We start from the raw sequence: 23,640 nt of genomic DNA on the forward strand, positions 1-23,640 counted from the left end.
GATACCGTAGACTTAACCCTATCCCATGTCTTATGGCGTATTGATTGTCTTTGGAAAGAAAAGGTACAATTTATAAAAGGGATTTTGTGGATATAAAATGGATGTTACGCATATGAAAGGGATGATTAGGATCAGTCACCGATATCTAAAAGGAATGATGGTGTTGATAGCCCTTATTTTAATACTGGGAGGATGCCACAAGGTGAATAAAGACGAAGATGCTGAACTGATCAGTAAGGCGAAAGCTACGGCTGTTCAATATTTGAAGGAAAAATACGAACTAGACGTTGAAATCACATATGCAAAAAAATTTCCTCCTTATGTAACAAACAAGGTAGATATAAGTGGCAATGTAATAGGTCATGCAGAAGAGGATTTTACGATTTCTGTAAACTATGAAAATCAGGAAACTTCGAATTTTGCTATAAGTCCCGAGCTAAAAAAGGTGCTTATTGAAAATGGGACTTATCCAGGCTTTCAAGATAAAAAGAAAAATCACTAGATCAGAGGAGTGTAAATAGTATGAGTTCACTTCAAGTAAGTGACGAAACTTATAAAATAATGTCTGAAATGGCCTATAAAAAAATGAAAAAAGGTGCTGAACCATCAGAAGAACTCCCCGGCTGGAAAGTGTTAGACACGCTCGATCGCGAGGATTCGGGACTTGCCGCTGTCACATTTTACAACGAAGAAACGGAACAGGCCGTTATCGCCTATCGTGGGACGGAAACGGATGATCCACAGGATCTGTATAACGATGTGACTCTTGCACTTCCTGAAATTAACCGCAAAATTCACGGTAGCTTGAATATTCATTCAGATGAATATAATGAAAAAATGAAAAAAATGGACGACGCTTTAGGGTTCACGGCGTTTAACAACTGGATGGGAGAGAAAGAAAAAAGCGTAGATAAGGCTTTGTTCGGCAGCTCGAACCAGTTCTATCAGGCAGAGGACTATGCGAAGGATATACAAAACAAGTACAAAAACTACAACTTCTCGCTAACTGGACATTCGCTGGGAGGAGGGAATGCACAATATGTAGCTGCTTATACAGGGTTAAATGCGGTTACATTCTGTGCGCCTTCGGTCATTTCCAGTCTGACACCGGAGTACAGAGAGAAAGCAGAAAATGGTGAGTTTGACCATCAAATTACGAATTTTCTGCATCCCAGTGATATGATAGCTAGCTTTATTGGGGGAGGGTACGATCTTCACGTAGGAGCTTCCTACCATATTGACAATAATTATCAAACAGCTAATGAAGGCTTAGGACTAAAAGAGAGAGTGGACAACACGTTGGGTGGGCCTTCCTATCACTCACTCAATCATTATAAGTTTGATAAGAATGGCTATGTATCCAACCCGCTATATGATCCTGTAACAGGCGAACGAATCGCGGAATCTCCGCGTATTCCATCTGACTTTAACCTAATGGAAACGGTGGATGGCTGGATACATCAATTAGGACAGACCTTAACTCAATTCCAAAAGGCAGCGCTGGTAACGGCGGCAACATCTGCTTCAGCAGGTACGATTCAAGTCATGCCGGAGCATCTACTCGCTGTAGCTGAAAAATGGAAGGCGAATGCACAACAATGTGATGCAGATTTCCAACGTGTCAGAGCCAGGCTTTCACGCTATTTGCACAGTAGTCAGAGTCGGCGGTTGCAGCCGATTGTAACACAGCTTGACTCCTCCATGATGGAATTTAGTCAGTGGCATTTACGGACGACTAATGAATTTCTTTACAATCTCGAGTACAAAATAGAGCAGTTTATCCAGGCAGATATTAGCTAATAACGCTAATAACAAGGTACTAACGATATAGAAAAATGAATACATAGGAGGTGGCCAGTAATTTGAACGGACAATTACGGGTCGAACTGGAAGAGCTATTGCTTGCCGAAAAGGAGCTGACCTGGCTACTCGCCAAACTTCGCACAGATGAACAAGCGGCACGTGTATTATATGGGCGTCTGCATGAATGGACTGGGCATTCGGCCAATGCTATCAGAGACCAAATTGAAGCTTTTTTTGTCGGGTTAACGAACAGAATTCATACTTTAGAGCAACAAAAGGCAGAGTTAATTCAGTATGTTGAATTGATGAAACGTACAGACGCTGTACAGTAATGAAGGTAGAGAAGTTTTTACAAGCTGCACATAGCAGGATACAATGGAAGTGTTAGAGAAAGGAGACGGATACTTTTGCAAAATGAAGAGAAAAAGACCGATTCCAAATCCGGCTCATCCAAATGGTACCTTGGTAGTGCAGCAGCATTGCTTCTTCTGAAAGGCAAGTCGTTACTTGCCCTTTTAAAATTCAGTAAATTTGGCGGTGCGCTGATATCTATGGCGATAACGATTAGCACATATGCGATCATTTACCCGTGGGGATTTGCGGTCGGCTTCGTGTTGCTGTTGTTTGTACATGAGCTGGGACATGTATTGGCCGCCAAGCGCAAGGGGCTTCCCGTATCAGCACCATTATTTATTCCTTTTCTCGGTGCGCTGATCACCATGAAACGTCAACCTTTGGATGCGCAGACAGAGGCTTATGTGGCCATGGGCGGCCCGTTACTGGGGACGATTGGGGCTATGGCAGTATACGCAGGAGCCTATGCAACAGACAGTCCCCTGTTGTATGCGCTCTCGTATGTCGGCTTTTTCCTGAACCTGATCAACCTGCTGCCGATTCATCCGCTCGACGGAGGACGGATTTCCACGGCAGTGACGCGTTGGCTGTGGCTGGTGGGTCTATTGGGTGGAATTGTAGTCGTAGTATATTTAAAATCCTTTTTATTTTTCTTGATATGGGCGTTCTTTGCCTACGATTTGTACAAAAAATATGTTAAACGCAATAAAGAAGAGGCTAAGGTCCAATCCTTTTTGCAAAAGCCACTGGTGAACGTACAGCATCTGTATGAACAAGGATATCCGCTGCCTGGACCGGAGCACACGCGCAGATTATCTTTTAATACCTACTCGGATTTAGAGGGGCAGCAATATGTGACGGTGTATATGGAAAGTCTGGATGTGGAGCAGACACTTCTGCTGCCACAGCAGTGTCTTGTCCAGGATGTATGGCTGAACGGTGTGGAACATATACCGACGCCGGATGCGTACCAGCTCAGATTGCTGTGTGGGATTGATTATATTCCGTTTGAAAATGATAAGTATTACGAAGTACCCGCATCATCGCGCTGGAAATTCGGCATCGGTTACTTGGCTTTGGCCGTATTCCTGATGGGGATGATGTATGTGGTGCACCAGCATATAGGGGATATTAGGCTGTGATCCGAATGATGAGAGCTTGGTGAAGATTTTAGATCATTAAGGCAACGGTACAGCTTGTAGAAAATAGAGACAAAAGAGCGCGACAGCCGCAATATTCGGTGTCACGCTCTTTTTTTGGGTTGAATAACACGGTGGAGCCTTTGCTATCCGTCCTTATATCTTAATCCTTTGTTCATTAGTAATCGGTTTTAACGTTTGGCGGTATTTAAGTGGGCTGGTGCCTGTCCAGCGCTTGAACTGTCTGCTGAAATGAGCCAGACTGGAGTATCCGAGCAGGGAAGCTACCTTGTTGAGTGGTAGATTGGGCTGCTGGATCAACACCTTAGCTTCATGCAACTTGGTCTCCGATAGATAGTGACGTGGTGAATAGCCGTATACCTTGCGGAACACTTCCTGGGCATAGCCAGGACTGATCCCGAGAGAAGCCGCCACATCTTCAAGTCGGAACGCTTGCTCGCCAGATTCATCTTCCCGATAAGGCTTAAACCTCGATTGAATAGCTTCCATGATGGCCTTGGCATATTGAACGGATGAAGGCGCAATTCTGGGCTCCAAACTGGTAGATATCATTTGCGAGAATATCCCGAATAGCTCAAATAAGGCAATCTGCATGCGAAAACGGTCTGCTGTCGTATATTCTCCGCTTTCCCGCACCATGCCAATCCAGCTATGGACAACCTTTTGCAGCTTGGCATTCGTTTCAGTACCCGCCGGAAAAAAGAGCTGATTGCTTTTAATCATTTCCTGACGGAATAATGGATCATCGACATTAAAATGAGAGCTAAAATAGTACATGCCGTTTGGGGAAACACACTGACTCACATGTTTAAAACCCGGCGGAATGATTAAAATATCACCTTCTCCAACCGAATATACGTTATTTTCCATAATCGTTTCCTGACGACCTTCTAAAATGAGTGCAATTTCAAAACCGATATGAGATTCCTCCGGCATGCACCAATCCGCTTGGACCCGGTGAATATGGGCGCCAAAAAATTTCACATTCCAGTCAATAATGGGCAGCCATTGGCAATCATGAAATAGAGATGGATCAACATCAGGATTTAATATCATCAGATCACCTTCGATTAGGGCAAATTTTACACCGCTTAGACAATCTCATTGTATCTAACATTTAACTATAATAAAAGAGCGCTTACAAATACTATTGTATAAGCTTTTATATAAAAGAAAGTGCTTATATATAGACATTTTGAAAGTGATGCGGATTATGTTGACATATCTGTTTCAATTATCAGTACTCTATTTGTACTAGCCCGTATATGGAATGCACTTAGTGCTCCGATCTTCGGAGTGGCTGGAATCGAATTTTGCAAAATCCTGATGAACCTAATTGGAGGACGACTTGATGAAAAAGCTACTGTACGGTGTTGCCTATTATGATGAATATATGCCATATGACCGTTTGGACCAGGATATCCAAATGATGAAGGATGCGGGCATCAACGTGGTGCGGATTGCGGAATCCACCTGGAGTACGCATGAACCGCAAAATGGCGTGTTTGATTTTACTTCTGTGGATCGGGTGCTGGACGCCATGCATAAGGCGGGCATTGAAGCCATTGTGGGGACGCCCACCTATGCCGTACCCACGTGGCTGGTGAAGGAGCATCCCGATGTATTGGCGACAACGCCTCAAGGTCCGGGCAAATATGGGGCTCGCCAGATTATGGACATTACGAACCCGGTGTACCTGTTCCATGCCGAGCGAATCATACGCAAGCTAATCGGACGGGTGAGTCAGCATCCGGCGGTCATTGGCTTTCAGACGGATAATGAGACCAAGCATTACAACACGAGCGGGCCCAATGTGCAATTGCAATTTGTGAAATATCTGCGGGAGCGGTTCGAATCGCTGGAGGAGCTAAACCGCAAATTTGGTCTGGACTACTGGAGTAATCGTATCAATAGCTGGGAGGACTTTCCTTCGGTGGTCGGAACGATTAATGGAAGTTTGGGCGCAGCATTTTCCCAATTCCAGCGTAAGCTGGTGACGGATTTCCTGGCATGGCAGGTCGCGCTGGTGAATGAATATAAGCGGGAAGACCAATTTGTTACACAAAACTTTGATTTTGAATGGAGAGGTCATTCCTTTGGTGTTCAGCCAGACGTGGATCACTTTGCGGCATCGCAAGCCTTTGATGTGACTGGGGTGGATATTTACCATCCATCACAGGATGACCTGACTGGAATTGAAATTTCTTTTGGTGGCGATGTGGCGCGTTCGACGAAAAATAACAACTATCTGGTGCTGGAAACGGAGGCGCAGGCTTTTACCCACTGGGTTCCCTATCCGGGGCAATTGCGTCTGCAAGCGTTCAGCCATCTGGCTTCTGGGGCCAATATGGTAGCTTACTGGCACTGGCATTCCATTCATAATTCCTTCGAAACCTACTGGAAGGGTCTGCTTAGCCATGATTTTGAACCGAATCCTGTGTATGAGGAAGCACAGACCATAGGGGAGGATTTTGCCAGATTGTCTCCGCATTTGGTTAACCTGAAAAAGAAAAATAAAACGGCGATCCTGGTCAGCAACGAAGCGTTGACGTCGATTGACTGGTTTAAATTTAATATGAGCAGCCCGTTGAATTACAATGACATCGTACGCCGTTTGTATGACGAGTTGTATAAACTGAATATCGGGACGGATATCGTTCATCCAGGTACAGAATCGTTTGACGACTATGATCTCTTGATCGTCCCGGTTCTTTATTCTGCCCCAGACGCACTACTGGAGAAGCTGAACCGATATGTTGAAAAAGGTGGTCATGTAGTATACACATTCCGAAGCGGATTTACCGACGAGCATGTGCAGGTGAGAACGTCCCGGCAGCCGGGCGTGATTAGCGAAGCCTGCGGCATTCATTACAGCTTGTTCGTGGAGCCAAAGAAGGTGACGCTCAAAGATAATCCTTTTGAGGTCGCACCAGAGGACAATCAGGTAGATACGTGGATGGAGCTGATTACCCCGATGACTGCCGAAGTATTGGCCTATTACGATCACCCGCATTGGGGCAAATATGCCGCGATTACGCAAAACCGCCATGGTCGGGGAACAGCGACCTACATCGGCTGTATCGTCAGCTCGGCGGTCATCCGCGAACTATTCAGCTCTGTAGCCAAAAAGGCAGGAGTATGGGGACTGGATCAGGAAACGTCTTATCCGATCATTGTTAAATCTGGCACGAATGAGTTGGGACGGACAATCCGGTACTATTTTAACTATTCCGAACAAGCAGGCTCGGTAGTGTATCCGTATGGAGACGGCAAGGAGTTAATCGGGGAGCGTACAGTTACCCAAGGACAAACGCTTTCATTAGAGCCTTGGGGTGTTATAATTATCGAAGAAGCGTAAATGATGATTAATGAGCTGAAACTGACTTACGAATCATTTCATATAGGTATTCTCCGGGAGTATCCGGTAAATGAAGCGCCCCTGCGAATTGCGGGGCGTTTTCGCATATGGCTGAATAGAGGAGTGCATCGCTATGCCAACCCGAGCAGTCCGCTGGTTCCGGGCGCTGACGGCCCCGTATCGACGTAGCATTCAGCTCAAGCTGATCTTAACGATGGTTGTTCTATCTGTGCTGCCGGTCATTGCTGTCACAGTGCTGGCTGCGGAGAAAAGCAGAGCGTCTATGGAAACCGAAGTGGTAGAGACGAACATGTCCAATATGAAATGGACGGGAATTTATATCAGCGACCAGCTAGATCGTCTGAATCATCTGATTTACAGCATTCAGATCAGTCCTGATCTGAGCGATTATTTGAATGAGCGCGAGCCTGACAATCTTTCAAGCCAATTTAATGCCCAGCGAAAAATGCTGAATACGATGGCGAATGTGTATTATTCGGCCGGAAGTCATGTGATCGGCATCCAGCTTTATTCGAAGCAATCGCAAACCTTGTTTACCTTCAATAGCATGCAAAATGAAATTACGACGGTGAGCGGTATTCCCCCACAGTATGCCGAGATGTGGCAAGCGAATAAGGATTATTTGATTCGCCCAAGCTCTACTGACCCGGAACGCTTTACTCTGACGCGCAGTATTCGGCGTTTTGAAGACCAAAAGCAGACGGGAGCTATTTCTTTGGATGTATTGTGGTCTCAATTCGATCAGACGCTGGGCCTGCTGGGACGAGGGGATCAGCATCAAGTGTTGATTACAGATGCAGATGGCAGGGTTATGTATCCAGCACAGGCTCTTCAGTCGCCTCCTCCTGCAGGAGTGCTGACAGCTCTGCGTGACGTTAAGCCGGGCCCCGGGATGATTCAAACTGCTGAACATTATGTGTTCTATAATGATCTGGATGTAGTTGGGCTGAAGCTGGTCAAAATCGTACCCACTTCCTCCATTAACCACAGCGCCTTTTCAACGATGCTGTATGGTATCATCGTCGGCGTGATTTCAATCCTGGTTTCCATCTGCATTGCCGTTTTCATCGCATGGCGGACTGCACGTCCGATTGTTCATTTGGCACGTTCCGTACAGGAGCTGGATATGATCAAAGGGCCGGTTGGACAGCCAAGTACACGTCCGGATGAGATAGGACTGCTGGAAAGAAGTCTGCATGGGATGGCAGGCCGAATCCGCGAGCATATCCAGACAGAATACAGTATCAATTTGCAAAAAAAGACGGCTGAATTGAAAGCGCTCCAGGCACAGATTCATCCACATTTTCTGCAAAATACACTGCAAATGATCGGGAGTATGGTATTTTCTCAAAAGCCAGAGGACACCTATGAAGTTATTCGGTCGCTGAGTGAGATGTTCCGTTACGTGGTACGGGAGCCTCAGGATTTGGCCTCTTTACGCGCAGAGCTCGACCATGTAGGGCATTATATGCGCATCCAACAACGTCGATTTCCCCAAAGATTAGTGTTTCAGGTGGAGACGGAAGAACAGGCGATGGATATTCGTCTGCCTAAGCTATCGCTTCAGCCATTGTTAGAAAACGCGTTTCAGCACGGTCTTGACCGTAAGGCAGGGGCATGGCGAATGGGAATTCGAGTGGAGATTATGAGAGAAGATGTGTGTATTACGGTTTGCGATAATGGAAACGGCATGACCCCGGACAAGCTGGAAAAAGTACGGGCAAAGCTGGAAAACGCGTCGGAGGAACCGATCTGGGCGCAGGGTAGTCATATCGGATTGAGCAATGTGTCTTCACGCATACGGATGAATTTTGGAGTGCACTACGGAGTGATGATAGATAGTGAGCAGGGTGTTGGTACACGTGTTACCATCCGCATTCCATTCATCTCAGCAGAGGAGGGAAAAGTATGATCAGAGTATTAATTGTGGACGATGAGCCGTGGAATCGCGATATTCTGAAGACATTTGGCACATGGGAAAAACTCGGAATGTTGGTAGTGGGTGAGGCTGAGGACGGAGACGAGGCGTTCAGACTAGTCGGGGAGTTAGCTCCCCATATTGTGATTACGGATATGCACATGCCGGGTGCGGACGGAGTGGAGCTGCTGCAAGCGCTAAATAACCATTGTCCTGATGTAAAAATCATTGTCGTGAGCGGATATGATGACTTTGCGTATGCCAAACATGCCATCCGTTACAAGGCCGTCGATTATTTGTTAAAGCCAGTCAATCCTGCCGAGCTGAATGCAGTGTTGCTCAAATGCAAAAACGATCTGGAGGTCAAGGCTGCTGAACAGCAGCAAGAAGCGACGGAGCTGGATTATGAGTTTTTTCACAAGCTGACCCGGTATAAGCAACTGCTGCGTCTTTATTTTAATGAGTTGAACTGTGACGGGGTGAACCTAACCTGCAGACAGGTTATGCAGGAGCTGGAGAGTTATGGAGCGCCGAGTCCACCTATGCTGGGCAGGCTGGTGCAGGAGCTTCTTTCCCTGCTGAAAGAGCTGGCAGCGGATAACGGGCTGGATACTTCTACGGCAAAGGCAGGATTTCTACTGTCGCAGGATGCCGTATCCTCTGTAGAACATGCGCTGGAATTCGTATCGTCGTGCTATGTTCAGGAACTGGATCAGCTCATTCGGCAGCGGAAATACAAAAACAAGCTGAATTTAGAAGAGGTACGGCGATATATCGACAGTCACTTTGCTGGGCCGATTACACTGGAGCAGTTGGCGAAAAACTTTTTTGTGAGCAAGGAGTATATGAGCAAGGTATTTAAGCAGGAGTATGGTCAAAATGTAACGGACTATATTGTAGCGCGAAGAATGGAAAAGGCGCGAGAATGGCTGGTCAATAAACAGGTTTCAATTAAAGCAGTTGCGGAGATGGCAGGATATGAGGATGTGTCTTATTTCTATCGGGTATTTAAAAAGCATTTTGGCATGGCACCCGGTGAAATGAGGAAGGAAGTTTAAAAAAGTCCAATCCAATAAGCTAAGGGTGTCCAATGGCAGAAGTGACCTCCCATTCTATAATGAAAGCGTATACAAAACAAGTTGTACAAAGGAATTTGGCCTTTAGGAAGTTCGCACAGAGCTGAATAGAGGTTGAAGACCGGCGGCATAGCTGCTTTGAATAACAACTGATTTGCCGGTGGGTAGCAGTTATTTTCAAAATAGGGGAGGTCATTTTTTATGAAAATGTGGAAAGGTGTATTGAGCACAATGCTGGTTGGCACGTTATTGGCCGGGTGTGGAGCGAATTCTTCAGGCAGTGACAGCAGCGGTTCCGGTGGAGACGGCAAAACGGTGAATCTCAAAATGTTTATTGCTCAGCCCCGTTTGAAGGAGCACTACGATAAATACATTAATGCGTTCGTAGCGAAAGAGAAGAAAGATAAAAATATCGACGTTACGGTTCAACTGGAGATGCCGCCTGCGGACAACGCTGCACAAATTTTGAAGACAAGACTCGCATCCAACGATGCGCCGGACGTATTTGCATTGCACGCGGTGAATGAAATCCCTCCGTTTTATAAAGCGGGCTATTTGGAGGATTTGTCCGGTCAGCCTTTTGTTAACAAATTGATGGATAGTGTGAAGCCTTCGGTAACAACCAAAGACGGAAAGGTCGTAGCGGTTCCTTTGGAGACGATCTCATGGGGCTACTTGTACAATAAAAAGATATTTAAGGATTTGGATTTGCAGCCGCCGGGAACGTTAACCGAAATGAAGGCAGTGGTCGAGAAGCTGAAAGCGAATAATGTGAAACCGTTCCTGTTGTCCTACAAGGAATCCTGGATTCCACAGCTGTTCGTGCCGCTGACAGCGGGTGCGATGATGAACACACAGAATAAGGATTTTATCGACCGGATGAATCAGGATAAAGGCTCTTTTTCCGAAATGAAGAGCATGTTCGATATTATTGATCTGGTGAATAGCAACGGTACGGACAAGGCGCTGGAAATCGGTGGGGATGATGGATCGGCTGCGTTTGCCTCGGGTAAAGCGGCGATGTGGATTCAGGGACCGTGGTTTGCAGAAACGATTTTAAAATCGGATCCGAAGATGGATTTTGGGGTAGCACCGCTGCCGATCAATGACGATCCCAATGCGACACTGATTAATTTGTCCACTTCGACTTCGCTGGCTGTATCCTCTACAAGCAAGAATAAGGAGGTTGCGCTCGATTTTGTTAACTATGTGCTGGATGACAAGGATTCCAGTGCGTTCTATGAAGCATTGAAATTTAACCCGATCTCCAAAGTGCATACGTTTAAAAGCTATCCTTGGGTTAATGACGCTACCGAATACGTAAAAGCAGGCAAGTCGTACCAAGATCCATCGATCCCGCAAGCGGTCAAGGACGAGGCAGGCAAATCGCTACAATCCTATTATGCGGGTCAGCTCTCGCAGGATGATGTCATTAAGGCGCTGGATAAGGCATGGAAATCGTATAACAAAGTGAACAAGTAACGGTAACCTACAGAATTACACCAGGAGGGAGAGACTCCATGCCTTTTAAAATCTATAAAAAATACGTCATGCTACTGGCGTTTACAGCCCCGGCGCTGATCTTTTATGCCATCTTCCTGCTCATTCCAACGATCAGCGGCATGTACTACAGCTTTACAGACTGGAACGGATTGAATCCCAATTACAGCTTTATCGGCTTGGGGAACTTTGTGGAATCGTTGAAAGAAGACCCCGATTTTCTCAATTCCCTTTGGTTTACCCTTAAATACGTATTCGTCATGATTGTGCTGCAAAATGTACTGGCGCTGGCACTGGCAGTGTTGATTGAGTCGCGTACACGTACCAAAGGATTTTTCCGGACGATATTTTTTATGCCCAATATGATCAGTACCATTATTAGCGCATTTATGTGGACATTCGTTTTTTCCTCCGTGCTGCCACAGATCGCCGAAAAGACGGCTATCGCCTTTTTGGGCCAATCGTGGCTGGGCGATCCGAAAGTATCTTTCTTCGCTATTATTATCGTGTCGCTCTGGAATGGTGTCGGTTATATGATGATCATCTATCTGGCTGCGCTTCAAGGCGTGCCACAAAGCTTGAAGGAAGCTGCGATTATTGACGGGGCGAACGCATTTCAGACATTGCGAAGTGTGACGATGCCGATGATTACTCATGCGATTACGATCTGTTTCTTCCTGACGCTGAATGGTGCCTTCAAGGTGTATGAGGTCGTATACGGCTTGACTGGCGGGGGTCCGGGACGCAGTACACAGGTGATTACGATGAACATTTATGAGGAGGCGTTCTCCAACAACTTCCGTTATGGTTATGCGAGCGCCAAATCTGTTATTTTGTTCGCGATTGTTCTCATTTTCACCCTGATTCAGCTGCGTGTCATGAAGAAGAGGGAGGTGGAGGCATGAGGTTGAAGAAAGCCAATTCCTTGCTGATTACGCTGATTTTGTGCGTGGGCGCAGTCGTGTCCTTCTTCCCGATCTACATGGCGGTAATTAATTCGTTTAAAACACAGGGTGAGATGTTTGCATCCTTTACAGCGCTGCCGACAAAGCTTCATTTTGAAAATTACAGTCAGGCTTTTCATCAGACTCATTTGCTAAACAGCGCTCTGAATTCCACGATTATTTCTTTTATCGGCATTGGTGGCATTGTGATCTGTTCGGCGCTGGCAGGCTACAAGCTGTCTCGTACACAGGGGAAACTGAGCAGTGCGATTTTCTTCCTGTTTGTCGCGTCGATGCTGGTGCCGTTTCACTCCATTATGATACCGCTTACACGAATGGCAAAAGATTTGTCCGTTCAGGGTAGTACGTACGGTTTGGCCCTGATCTATATCGGCTTGGGTGTGAATATGGCGATCTTTTTGTATCATGGATTTGTCAAATCCATCCCGCGTGAGCTGGAAGAATCCGCGCAAATGGACGGTTGTAATGAGTTTCAGACGTTCTTTCGCATTATATTTCCTTTGCTGCTGCCGATTACAGTTACTATCGCGATTTTGGATTTTTTGTGGATTTGGAATGACTTTTTGCTTCCATTGTTGATGCTGACGGATGTGAACCATTACACCCTGATTCTCTCGACCAATATGCTGTTTGGAGAGTACAACAAGGAATGGTCACTTATCCTGGCCGCACTCGTGCTGACCTCCATCCCGGTTATCCTGATCTATGCATTCTTTCAGAAATTCATTATGGAAGGAATCGCGGAGGGAGCGGTTAAGGGATAAGGTGGAGATGTGGGTAGGCGGATCATACTTCCCATCATCCCCATGACATAAATACCAAAGCCTTCCTATAATTAAGGAAGGCTTTGGTTTTGGAACGACGCACATCCAACGTTACTTCGAGAAAATACTTATAATAAAAAATAAAAGCGAAATGATGATCAAAGTTAGATATATACTAGAAACCCGTTTTCCGATTGTAGCTCCAAACTCTTTAGGATTTTTATATCCAATGATTAAACTGGGAATAAAAAAAATACTGGATAGATAAATGGTGTAGTGAAACCTAGTATTATCGACAGGATTGGACCATGCGGACAATCCAAAAAAGGAAAGCAACTGGTCTCCCAATATGTAATCGCCAAATTCAAAAGAAACAGCCATGCCAAGAAGAGATAACAGCAGTGAAAGTGATCCCCAGCCTACTTTTTTTCTGTTTTTTCTCAACAATTCAAAGATAATTAGTAAAATTGCAATTGCTTGTATGCTGTATGTTAACATGATTGAAAACATAAAGTACCTCCTTGAACATCAGAATCAAATGATAAGATGTCAATTTCGGAAATAAGTGTACCATTTTATGGTATGTTTTCATATGCCTTTCAATACAGCGATCGTAAGATCAAATGGAACGCGAAGCGGCCTTAGCCATACAATATTTCATCTGAATGTAAAAGGAGATGATTATGTTGGCTACCTTCTCGGCCGCGCTTCAAGTAAAAAAGCGGATGGCCAAGCGAGTCTTAAAAATGTCCGGTGTCCACGGCATTGGCGTAGGATACAGGGACCCTGCCCATCCCAAAAAGGGAGCCGCTGTCATTGTGTACACGGACCGTTTAGCGTCGGCCTCTACTGGACTCCTGTCGGCCACCGCATTAGGAAAGAAAACGAACGTTCCAGTCCGAATTGTAAAGACTGGAAAGATCAGAGCCAATGCTACGGACTACAGAATGCGCATACGCCCGGTCATCGCCGGCTACAGTGTCGGGACGATTGAAGGCTCCGGTACAACCGGACTCATCGTTGCCCCAACTGGAGCGCCGGCTACACGTTATCTTTTTAGCAACAACCATGTCCTCAATCCCTCCAATACAGACAATCGGGAGGCTACAATTCAGCCAGGCGGAGCCGATGGGGGGACGGTTGCTCAGGATCGTATAGGACGGCTATATCGTTACGTACGCTTGAATCCCACCGGAACGAACCTGATTGATGGGGCGCTTTCGCTTCCGACCCGTAACAACCTGCTCAATCCGCGTTATGCCACAGTAGGAGCGATTCCGGGTCATGTGACCGCTTATCGCATAGGGGATAGGTTGAAGAAGGTAGGGCGTACGACCGGGCGGGTCAATGGCACGGTAGAGTCCGTCTATACGGACCTGCAAATCAATTATGGTGGAGAGTTGGGCTTACTGACCTTCGAAGATCAGACGGTTATTAGAGGTACGACTCCTGTATCACTACCCGGGGATTCTGGCTCTGTATGGCTCAGACAGTCTGATAATTATGCAGCTGCGGTTAATTATGCAGGCACGGCAGATGGTCGCTTATCCATAGCCTTTCCAGTGCAGTGGGCCATGCAGGTATTCAACACACGGGTAGCCCGCCCCAACGGGGCAGGCAGGGTGCTGAGGGTAGATACAGGATCTTCCCCTCGCTCCTATACTAGACAACTCACCAGTGAGGAACTGGCTCGCTTAAGACCAAGAACGACACGCATTAGACGGAGCTAAACGCCCTCCCGATGGAAAAATTGCCGCTGATCGTCCCGGTAAGGCGTCAATTTAAATGCTTTCCATAGGGCGGATCACTTCGGAAGCATCACCTCCCCGGATTTCACCCCTGATTACAGAATTAATATAAGAAATCCGGGGTGGAGGCAATGAGAAGCACCAGCAGAAGTAATTCACGATCCCAATCATTTACGACGCAAATGATTCACGACACAGATGATTCACGGTACAAATCATTCACAATCTAAAACGTTAATGGCATGAAATGAATGCATAATGCATTCTAATCTGCCCCCTCAGCATATGCTTGGACTCCCACATCAGGGGCTGTAATGATGCTACTTGCCGAGGCCAAGCCCCGGATTTCCTGAGCGGTCAGGGCTCTGTTGTAAATGATCAGTTCATCTACTGCGCCGTTCAGATAGGGATCATCAAACTGGGATTTTCCAATATAGTTCCGGTCTGTCAGTCCAAGGCTGGAAGGATTCAGCGTCATGTTCGTGTTACGCGTCCCCTCTACACCGTCCACATACATCGTTCCAGTATTGCCTGACAAAGTCACGGCGACATGCTTCCAAACCCCTGTTGCTAGCTCCGGCGCATTCAACTGTTGTTCCTTTCCGTTCCCCGAGATAGTGATAGCGAAGCGCATACCAGTTCCCTCGGCCTTAGGTGTCAAAAACATATACCGATCCGTGCCTGCTCCAAAATCAAACAGGCGTGCCCAGCCGTTATGCGTGTTCACCCGTACCCACGCGGCAATGGTAAAGTCATTGAGGCTGCTAACGATACCACCGGGCAGGCTAGCATAGGCGTCTGTACTGTTAAAGTGCAGGGCATTGCCTTTCCGTCCGGCTCCCCACGAGCCTCCATTTACACTGGCCTGCTGTCCATAACCTGACGAATCGGCTGCGGTAGATCCGGCCGTTTCGTCAAATTCATAACGGGCTATGATGTCTCCAGCGGGAGACGGATTACCTGTACTCGACTGAATACGGATATCATAGTTGGCTGCCGTACCGATATTCAGTCTGACCGTGATCGCAGAGCTGTTAGCAGCCGTGACTGATCCGGTTTTTGTGCCGTCTACGAGCACGTCATACGTACCTGCCGCGAGTCCGGTCAAGCTCATAACGGTAGTATGAGTCGTGCCTGGGGTCATATTTTTCAGTGTCAGGCGCATGTTGTTCTTGGACTTGGACACGATGGCCAAGCTATATTGATCCCGGTTCAACTCCAGACTCAGCTTCTGGGTGATCAGATGCAGACGTTGGAATACGCCGTCTTTTGGAGTAACCGTATAGCTGTTATTGCTTTCTGTAACGTCACAGCCATAACCGAACAAACCGAATATGGGATCGACAGCAACATCCGAGCTTAGAATTTTAATGGCTCCAAACAGCCCTAGATCGGCTTCCCCGGACATGCCACGCCATCCGTTAAAGAGAGGGCCGCCGTCCAGACCGAGTGCGCCATAATTGCCTTTGCCCGCCTGATATGTCCACGATACCGCCCCGATATTGGCAGGATCAGAGCTGATCTGTCCCGAGTTAATCGCCCCGATGTTCGCCAGCTTGGCGGCATAGGATAGACGCTGATCCACTTCAGGCTTGGACGAATAACGACGTGTCCAGTCATCCATCGCATAGCCGGCCAGTGAGGTCGTGTACTGGAAGTTCCACCAATTCTCTCCGGTAATGGTGACCGGATTGGCGTAATAGTACCAGACAGGCATATGACCGCGTGCAGCACGCGTTTTGGCGTTGATTTTGCTCATCATCGTCGTGTTGTTGTTCATTTTGGCGAGTGTATATACGGCTTCTTCGCCTGTATTGTCATAGTTATACTCAGAGCCATAAGGATAGGTGGTATTCTTGAAATTGTTGTACTTGGTAGCCATTTTGGCAATCAGGTCGTTAGCCTCGGTGGTCAAGCCTTCTTCCTGAAGCGCTTTAATAATATCAGGTGTAGTTAGCTCACCCATGAGTCCCGTGTTCCAGTTATAGGCAACAGGGCCTTCATACAACGCTTTAAAAATATGATAAGCACGTAGCAAATATGTGTTTTTGCTATTGCGATAGCTGATCAGGTTGGGATACAGCTTGGCAAGTTTATACATGCTAAAAAACGTATTATAAATGTGCGGATAGGCATAGCCCCGGTACGTTGGTGTCGTATTAGGCTGCGGCATCAGGAAATCAGGAACCAGATAATCGCTATGATGGCCTTCCATCAAATTCGTCCAGATGGCCACTTCCAAATAATCATCGACTGCCTTGATCTCAGATGCCACGGGCTTCTGAACGTTTTTCTCCGCCAGAAACTGACCGTGAGTTAGCCCCCAATCGTCACCCCAGCCCCAGTAACCAGCAAAGCTGTTGCGTTTGGCCTTGTACTGCATCATCCAGTCATCAAAGACCTTATCCCTCAGGTCGCCCGGAACGTTCCATTGGGTGCTGTTGACCATGAAGGTAGAGTGACGCTGAAGTGCAGCTTCGATTGGCTCGATGGCATAGAACTGGAGAACGGTTTTTTCGCCGTTACCATAGTTAACCGTAATATTGTTATGTCCCAGTCGTCCCAGTGTAAGTTCATATATTTTATGGTTTGTAGGGGCTGTTTCCAGATAGCTGATGGTCGTTTCCGACGGATATTGCGCGGTGACAGAGGTAATGGATTTGCTGGTATGCAGATCGAATTTAGCCTTGAGATTGGTTGGGAAGATCATACCCGGAACCACGGTCACATCCACATGTCCCTCACTGTACAGCCTGTCCTTTACGGCCTGCTCGTCCGCTACCTTGTAAAATTTAAAAGCATACGTTTTGCTTTCACCAGGAGCCAGCGACAGACTGGTGCTTCCAAGATAGCCACGGTTGGTGCTCTTGATGACATTGGAGTGGATATAGAACACATTCAGTCCTTCAGACCAGCCCCCTTGCTCCATAGCCCATGTGCTGCCGGGATGCTCCTCAGTTCTCCAATGGTCCTGATATTCGAGACCAGCCCCCGTTGAGGCATCAGGGATTAGTAGTACATACGGTCCGATGCCGCTAGGTCGTCCAGCGGTAATAAAGGAACTGTTATGGCCTACAAAGGAGTGTGAGAGTACTCTGGTTTCATAAATTTGTTCATTATTGCCACCCGACCAGTACTCGTTAAACGGAAGTGGCAGTCCCCAATCTCCGATCTCCAGCGTTTGATTAGAGCTGTTCGTTACTTTCATTTGCCAGTGCAAATAATCGTTAACCAACGAATAAGTTTCATGTAAAATGAAATTACGTATTCCCTGATGGTTTGATGAATTCTGATAGGCTACCTGGACACTGTTTCCAGAAGAGGTGATCTGGCGCGCATCAGCAGAATTGCTTGTCCATGCCCGAGTCCACGCTCCGTTGCCGAGACGATAGGTGAACATGAGTTCACCCAGCCATTGATGATCCGACGTATTCTGTTTAGGTGCGTTGGAGCTGTTCATAACATAGTTGGTATTAAAAGTGTCCCCTACCAGTCGCAAGGAAGAGAGATCCCCGTAATCTCCGACAGAGATGGAGAACACTTGATTAGATAGCTGTACTGCCATGTTATCAACCTCCTAACAAAGGTTCGTGAGCGTGCTCACTACGTTAATATATGTGTGAGAAATACTTTTGCTACCCTATGTATGAGAATTGATAGAAAATAGATTCATATAGATATCCTAGAGGGCTCTCAATCGTGGAGGTAGAGATATAATGAAAAATAAAATGGAGTTGCCAAAGATTCCTGCGGATTTACCCGTATTAAATGAAGAAATGCGCTCCATACGATCCAAAGACGAACTCAGTATAGGGTCTGTAGAGGATATCATTTTGGACAATATGGAAGCGGTTAAGGTTTCATTAGAGAAGATGACTTTTAAAAATGTAACGATCATGGAATCGTCATTGCCGGAAAGTGAATGGACAGACGTTATTTTTGATAAATGCGATCTATCGAATGTTAATTTTTCAGGTTCCTTTATCCATCGGGTAGAGTTCAGAAACTGCAAATTGCTCGGAACGGATTTTTCGAGAAGCAGGTTCCAAAACGTTCGTTTTTCGGATTGTTTAGGGGATTATTCGATGTTCCGTTTTGCTAATTTCAAGCAAGTTGGTTTTGAGGATTGTTCTTTGATAAGTGCAGATCTGTATCATTTAACACTACAAAAAACCTCTTTTGCCCGTTGCAATCTGGATCAAGCCACCCTGTCGGGGTCCAAGCTCAAGGGAATTGATCTCAGTGATTGCGAATTTGATGGATTACAAGTAGAGATAGAAGACTTGAATGGCTGCATCATCTCACCGCATCAGGCTTCATCCTTTGTGGGCCTTTTGGGGCTAGTAATTAAATAAGGGGATATATTCGAGTCATCCGCCGCAAATGACGAACGAGTCTCAGGCTACTCTTCATATTCTTCATATCGTTGCCGTCTTAACTTTCGAGCGCGTATATTTTTATCCAGCAGCTTTAATTGTCGTGCTATGGTATATCCTATCAGGTATGCAGCAGCGGATGTGTTGCCATCGACCGTGAAGGGGATGATGGAAGCATCGGCAACGATTAAATTTTTGACTCCATGCACGTTACCTCTGCGATCCACGACGCCTCCTCTATTTAATGGGGCCATGCGAAGAGAGCCTTGCTGGTGATGATTATGGCCAAAATTTTGCTTGATAAACTCCTCCAGGTTAGAGTCGTTGTCAATAACGTCAAGCGTAGGAGAAACGAGCTGATATGATGGATCAATGGCCGTCAGCTCTGCCGCTATGTTTTTGACATAATTTTTATATATGTTTTTCACCGCTTCCATGTCCTCGGGATTCGAGAGAAAGCCTTCATCTGCAAGCACGATTTTCAGAGGGTCGTTGTTTTGCAGTTTGATCGATCCCCGGCTTGCAGGGCGTAAGTAAATCAAACCTAAGGTAAGCATGCCTTCCGAACCTATACCTAGCATTTGAACCGCCCGACGATGGTCCTCCGTTCCATTGGGATCAGGCAAGAAGGCTCCACCCGTATATAGAGCACTTGGATCATTAGAAGGCAGTGCGCGATCCTTGGGATTGGTTGAGAAGGAGGCAAAGTTCAGAGTATGGTTACGCAGGCGTTTGCCTACATTGGGATTATTAAATACTACATGAATCCCTTTGTCTTTAAGCGATTTTTCAGGTCCGATTCCGGATAGCATTAATAACTGGGCGCTGTTAATGCCTGCTGAGACGATAACCTTCTTCCGCGCATAAGCTCGTGTACATATTCCTTCACGGAGGAATTCCACTCCTACAGCGCGCTTGTTAGTAAAAAGAACGCGCAAAGTTGTTGATTTAAAGAAAACCCTCAACTTCCGGCCGTTTACGCCCTGTCCGGAAGAAGTCATGATGCCTGGCGAGAGAAAAGCGGTTGAAGAGCTTTCCCTGTGTCCATTTGGTTTTTGGAACAACTGCCATCGGGTAAAGGGACCAAGGGGAGTTTTAGGATCGTTATAATCGAGGATTTCCGGAAAACCTGTAGCACGTTCAATGGCCAAGGTTAGTTTTTGCGCCATAGACGTGGGATTTACAGGAGCTTGCCTGATATCAATCCGTCCGCTATATCCGTGAACCCTTGGATTATTCGTTTCTCCATTATATTTTTCTAGTTTTTTGAATCGGCGAATGGCTCTTCTAGGTGACCATAATGGGCCTAAAAGTTTTTCCCATTCTCTAAATACAGCCGAAGTAGGCCGTACATACTGCTCGCCGTTAATTGAAGAGCCACCGCCTAGCAGCCGTCCTGTGGTCCATTCGAATGACCGATCGTCTACTCCATTTTGTGGAATGCCTTCCCCTTGCCAAAAGTATTCAGGGAAAAATTGTTCCTCCAGCTCCGGGGCAAAGGTAGAGTCCCTAATGGGTTTATCTTTATCGTTATTTTCCCCTGCTTCCAGCACAAGAACCGATGTTTGCTTATCATCCGTAAGGGTTTTCGCTATTACAGCACCCGCAGGACCTGTTCCTACGACAATATAATCAAAGATTAATTTGTTTTTCATAAAGCTCTCCTTTTAGATAAATGGGCTAATGTAGAATATTAATCTGTTTTGTCCTATGTTCCGCCCATAACAAAAAAAGACCCGCCAAAGCGGATCTTTGCATTTATTGATAGCTTACTTTTTCTTAATAACCGGCCGTACAGGCTTCGTTGTCAAGACATTAAGCGCGTCACGCACTTCTGTGGCGAAAACAAGCGGTTTTTCTACTTTTTCGAAGTGGATGTACCAGAGATTGGGGTTATCAAATAGCCAGTGATTGTGCAGTGCCGTCACTTTGATATCATGTTTACGAAGTCGAGAAATAAACGGATTAATTTCTGCGGTCAAAATCACGGTTTCACCAAGACATAAACCTTTTCCGTTACGGCCAATACTTTCGAAAGAAAAAGCTTGGGGTATGGCAAGAAAGGATCTGGCCCTTTTCCCTAAAATGATCGGCTTGATGTTATTTCTGACTGTAGATGCAGTACAAACTCCGTTGATGATTTGAGGTGTTGCTTTTAATATAGCTGCAAACTGTCTACAAAGCGGACTAATTGCCATTTCTCTCACTCCAATTCTTTTAAGTTACTAGCATCATATGAAAAAGTAAGGGAATGGAAAGGGCAATTCTTCTTTATCGTTAGTCTAATTTGCTATATACAAAGCGCGAATGGAGTACCTTTTTAAAGCCTCAGCTTTGCTCCGTGATACTCATGTTTGATACTGTCCCATGCCTGGCGCAGACGGTTAAACCCTTCAATAATTTGTTGCTCCGATAGATGGGCAAAGATAAAGCAAGCTGATGGAGGTCCCGGTGTCAGTTGGTAATCAGCGGCATCACGCCATGTGACTCCGTAAAATCGTGCTGTCTGCATCAAATGATGATACTGGGCAGAATCATGCTTCCAGATGGCATAGGCATGTAGTCCGCAATTGTTCTGATGCCAGTGAAACAGTTCATTCAACTGCTGTATTTCCCGCTGGAACACGTCGTAGCGAGACCTGTATATGCGAGTCATCCGACGCACATGGCGAACGTAGTCGCCGCGCATCATAAAACGTGCCAGTGCGCGCTGTTCCAAGCGGGCAGGCGGCAGGGGATCGTATAGTCGTTTGGCAGCTGTCAGCGCTTGGGCTAATTCAACGGGCAGGATTGCAAACCCGAGCCGAAGGCTGCTGAACATGCTTTTGGAAAAGGAACCGACATAGATGACACATTCTGCGCAATCCAGTGCTTTTAACGGTTCAATGGGTCGTCCTGCCCAGCGGAATTCACTGTCATAATCGTCCTCAATGATCCACGCTCCCTTGGATGCTGCCCATTGCAAAATATGTTGACGTCGTGTTAATGGCAAAACTGCCCCGGTTGGAAACTGTCGTCCAGGTGTAACAAACAGCAATTTGGAATCCCAATCCTGTGGGACAATTCCGTGTTGATCCATTTCGGCAGCGAGTATCTGTCCGCCTGAGGCAGTAACTGCACGGTAGATGCCGGAATAACAAGGATTCTCCAATACAATTCGATCTTGTTCATGAATAAGCAACTGACTTAATAACGTGATTACTTCCATGGAACCACTGCATAATACGACTTGATCCGGGCTGGCCGTAATTCCGCGTGTTCTGCCAACATGATGGCAAATCGCTTCACGTAGCCATTCATCACCGCTCACTGGCGCAGTAGTTTCGTCAGCCGAGGGCTTTTGCAGATCTTTTCCAGCGGCAGTCAGTGCGCTTTTCCATGCGATCTGTGAATTGCCCTCCAATACAACTTCTCCTGCCTGAAAAGAAATCAAAGGCTGTTGTGCACGGTCTCTATCTGTAGCAGAAACAGGAGACGACTGTAAGTTTCGTTCCCTTTCGATCTGCATGATTCGTTGTCCCCATGCTGACAGCGTAGGGGATTTTTGCTTGGAAACGGGTGGATTCTGATTCTGCAGGCCGATTTGAGATGGGTTTGGTAGCACCGCTGTCTGTTGCATAACAAAGGTTCCTCTGCCTACTGCCGAGTCTACATATCCTTCTGCCAGCAGCATATCGTATGCTTCTTTAACACTCCCTCGCGAAATTCCATACATCACAGCCAGATCACGAGTGGAAGGCAGACGCGTACCACTCGCAAGGGAACCATTGAGGATTCCCTCACGAAGAGCATGATACAATGCCAAGTATTTTAGATGATATTTTTGAAGCGCGCGCTGATATGCAATCGTAATATCCATACTCTTCTCCTTCGATTGGGCCACTCACTTTCGTTCATATTGGGTCTTTTTATGAATCCATTTTCAACATAATCTGAAATGTATCATTGGTCAATAGATGGAGGGAGAGTTCTCTATGAGAAGGAAAGAATTTGCGGTGGCAGAACTAGAGGAAATAGAGCAGTTTCTAAGCGAGGTCAGTTTCGGATTTTTAGGCATGAACAGCGAGGATGGTTTTCCGCGTGTGGTTCCCTTGAATTTCGCTTATGGAAATGGCGTTTTTTATATTCATGGCAGCCGTGCTGGAGAAAAGATGGAACAGATGAAAGAGGATAATCGGGTTACTTTTTCAGCCGCCAAAGAATATGCGCTCATTCCATCTTATTTTACGGATGAACATATGGCATGTCCGGCGACTTCATTTTTTAAAAGCATTACCGTTCGTGGTCATGCGGAGCATGTAGTGGATTTGGAAGAAAAAGCATCGGCCTTTTCCATTTTTATGAGTAAGCTGCAACCGGAAGGCGGGTATGACACGATTGATGCTAGCGATTCTCGGTATGCTTCACGTTTGAAAGGGGTCGCTCTGATCAAAATTGTACCGGAGGATTGGACCGCCAAGTTTAAATTCGGTCAAAATGTCAAAGATCAGGAACGTCAGCAAATTATCGACGGCTTGCAACAACGGGGGCTGGATGATGATCTGACGACGATTGAGATGATGCGCAAATATTGTCCTCATCACTGAGCGTAATAAAT

20 protein-coding genes are annotated in these 23,640 nt (G+C 46.3%); 14 read left to right on the top strand and 6 right to left on the bottom strand.

The features are described from left to right. The first annotated feature begins 154 nt into the window (after positions 1-154). The 4 genes from MHH57_RS03255 (at position 155) to MHH57_RS03270 (ending at position 3,299) form a co-directional block, all read left to right on the top strand. On the top strand, positions 155-502 hold the full coding sequence (locus tag MHH57_RS03255) for a hypothetical protein (protein ID WP_342434822.1): 348 nt from the start codon (positions 155-157) through the stop codon (positions 500-502). A 20-nt stretch (positions 503-522) separates the two neighbouring features. Next, positions 523-1,800 carry a hypothetical protein gene (locus tag MHH57_RS03260; protein ID WP_069010945.1) on the top strand — a complete coding sequence of 426 codons (1,278 nt, stop codon included), beginning with the start codon at positions 523-525 and terminating at the stop codon, positions 1,798-1,800. Positions 1,801-1,862: 62 nt separating this feature from the next. Further along, positions 1,863-2,135, top strand: a complete 273-nt coding sequence (locus tag MHH57_RS03265; RefSeq protein ID WP_029515851.1) for a hypothetical protein — start codon at positions 1,863-1,865, stop codon at positions 2,133-2,135. A 75-nt stretch (positions 2,136-2,210) separates the two neighbouring features. Then, the gene (locus MHH57_RS03270) at positions 2,211-3,299 is read left to right on the top strand and encodes a site-2 protease family protein (RefSeq protein WP_029515850.1); all 1,089 of its coding nucleotides are present in this window, start codon (positions 2,211-2,213) and stop codon (positions 3,297-3,299) included. Positions 3,300-3,452: 153 nt separating this feature from the next. Here MHH57_RS03270 and MHH57_RS03275 read toward each other — a convergent pair whose 3' ends face one another. Next, positions 3,453-4,373, bottom strand: a complete 921-nt coding sequence (locus MHH57_RS03275) for an AraC family transcriptional regulator (protein WP_209949407.1) — start codon at positions 4,371-4,373, stop codon at positions 3,453-3,455. 295 nt (positions 4,374-4,668) lie between these two features. Here MHH57_RS03275 and MHH57_RS03280 point away from each other — a divergent pair, with 295 nt between their 5' ends. The 7 genes from MHH57_RS03280 to MHH57_RS03310 all read left to right on the top strand — a co-directional run bounded on the left by MHH57_RS03280 (position 4,669) and on the right by MHH57_RS03310 (position 12,919). Further along, a complete protein-coding gene (locus tag MHH57_RS03280) occupies positions 4,669-6,675 on the top strand; it encodes a beta-galactosidase (protein ID WP_342434823.1) in 2,007 nt (668 codons plus the stop codon). Positions 6,676-6,678: 3 nt separating this feature from the next. Further along, positions 6,679-6,864, top strand: a complete 186-nt coding sequence (locus tag MHH57_RS03285; RefSeq protein WP_342434824.1) for a hypothetical protein — start codon at positions 6,679-6,681, stop codon at positions 6,862-6,864. Continuing rightward, positions 6,809-8,608 (top strand): histidine kinase, encoded by a 1,800-nt coding sequence (locus MHH57_RS03290; protein ID WP_029515847.1) that lies wholly within the window; start codon positions 6,809-6,811, stop codon positions 8,606-8,608. The genes MHH57_RS03285 and MHH57_RS03290 overlap by 56 nt, the downstream gene beginning before the upstream one ends. Further along, on the top strand, positions 8,605-9,672 hold the full coding sequence (locus MHH57_RS03295; RefSeq protein WP_341038686.1) for a response regulator: 1,068 nt from the start codon (positions 8,605-8,607) through the stop codon (positions 9,670-9,672). Before MHH57_RS03290 ends, MHH57_RS03295 begins: the two co-directional genes overlap by 4 nt. Positions 9,673-9,891: 219 nt before the next feature. Further along, positions 9,892-11,172: an extracellular solute-binding protein gene (locus tag MHH57_RS03300; protein WP_069010949.1), complete on the top strand. Its 1,281-nt coding sequence runs from the start codon at positions 9,892-9,894 to the stop codon at positions 11,170-11,172. A 38-nt stretch (positions 11,173-11,210) separates the two neighbouring features. Beyond that, positions 11,211-12,095 (top strand): sugar ABC transporter permease, encoded by an 885-nt coding sequence (locus MHH57_RS03305; RefSeq protein WP_029515844.1) that lies wholly within the window; start codon positions 11,211-11,213, stop codon positions 12,093-12,095. After that, complete coding sequence (locus tag MHH57_RS03310; RefSeq protein WP_029515843.1) at positions 12,092-12,919, top strand: carbohydrate ABC transporter permease; 828 nt, start codon at positions 12,092-12,094, stop codon at positions 12,917-12,919. Before MHH57_RS03305 ends, MHH57_RS03310 begins: the two co-directional genes overlap by 4 nt. A 111-nt stretch (positions 12,920-13,030) precedes the next feature. On the opposite strand, the gene MHH57_RS03315 is transcribed toward MHH57_RS03310, so the two are convergent. Further along, the gene (locus MHH57_RS03315) at positions 13,031-13,429 is read right to left on the bottom strand and encodes a hypothetical protein (RefSeq protein ID WP_029515842.1); all 399 of its coding nucleotides are present in this window, start codon (positions 13,427-13,429) and stop codon (positions 13,031-13,033) included. A gap of 173 nt (positions 13,430-13,602) precedes the next feature. Here MHH57_RS03315 and MHH57_RS03320 point away from each other — a divergent pair, with 173 nt between their 5' ends. Then, positions 13,603-14,649: a hypothetical protein gene (locus tag MHH57_RS03320; RefSeq protein ID WP_318627591.1), complete on the top strand. Its 1,047-nt coding sequence runs from the start codon at positions 13,603-13,605 to the stop codon at positions 14,647-14,649. A gap of 283 nt (positions 14,650-14,932) precedes the next feature. Here MHH57_RS03320 and MHH57_RS03325 read toward each other — a convergent pair whose 3' ends face one another. Further along, positions 14,933-18,232: a DUF5695 domain-containing protein gene (locus MHH57_RS03325; RefSeq protein WP_342434825.1), complete on the bottom strand. Its 3,300-nt coding sequence runs from the start codon at positions 18,230-18,232 to the stop codon at positions 14,933-14,935. A 151-nt stretch (positions 18,233-18,383) separates the two neighbouring features. Here MHH57_RS03325 and MHH57_RS03330 point away from each other — a divergent pair, with 151 nt between their 5' ends. Beyond that, positions 18,384-19,022 carry a pentapeptide repeat-containing protein gene (locus tag MHH57_RS03330; protein ID WP_029515839.1) on the top strand — a complete coding sequence of 213 codons (639 nt, stop codon included), beginning with the start codon at positions 18,384-18,386 and terminating at the stop codon, positions 19,020-19,022. 47 nt (positions 19,023-19,069) lie between these two features. On the opposite strand, the gene MHH57_RS03335 is transcribed toward MHH57_RS03330, so the two are convergent. The 3 genes from MHH57_RS03335 to MHH57_RS03345 form a co-directional block, all read right to left on the bottom strand. After that, positions 19,070-20,698, bottom strand: a complete 1,629-nt coding sequence (locus tag MHH57_RS03335) for a GMC family oxidoreductase (protein ID WP_029515838.1) — start codon at positions 20,696-20,698, stop codon at positions 19,070-19,072. A gap of 114 nt (positions 20,699-20,812) precedes the next feature. Further along, positions 20,813-21,241 carry a DUF1259 domain-containing protein gene (locus MHH57_RS03340; protein WP_039270545.1) on the bottom strand — a complete coding sequence of 143 codons (429 nt, stop codon included), beginning with the start codon at positions 21,239-21,241 and terminating at the stop codon, positions 20,813-20,815. Positions 21,242-21,363: 122 nt separating this feature from the next. Beyond that, positions 21,364-22,902 carry a PLP-dependent aminotransferase family protein gene (locus MHH57_RS03345; protein ID WP_069010954.1) on the bottom strand — a complete coding sequence of 513 codons (1,539 nt, stop codon included), beginning with the start codon at positions 22,900-22,902 and terminating at the stop codon, positions 21,364-21,366. A gap of 115 nt (positions 22,903-23,017) precedes the next feature. Here MHH57_RS03345 and MHH57_RS03350 point away from each other — a divergent pair, with 115 nt between their 5' ends. Beyond that, positions 23,018-23,629 carry a pyridoxamine 5'-phosphate oxidase family protein gene (locus MHH57_RS03350; RefSeq protein WP_069010955.1) on the top strand — a complete coding sequence of 204 codons (612 nt, stop codon included), beginning with the start codon at positions 23,018-23,020 and terminating at the stop codon, positions 23,627-23,629. Positions 23,630-23,640 lie beyond the last annotated feature (11 nt).

Origin of the sequence: Paenibacillus sp. FSL H7-0442 (assembly GCF_038593105.1) — a bacterium.
Taxonomy (GTDB): Bacteria; Bacillota; Bacilli; order Paenibacillales; family Paenibacillaceae; genus Paenibacillus; species Paenibacillus polymyxa_D.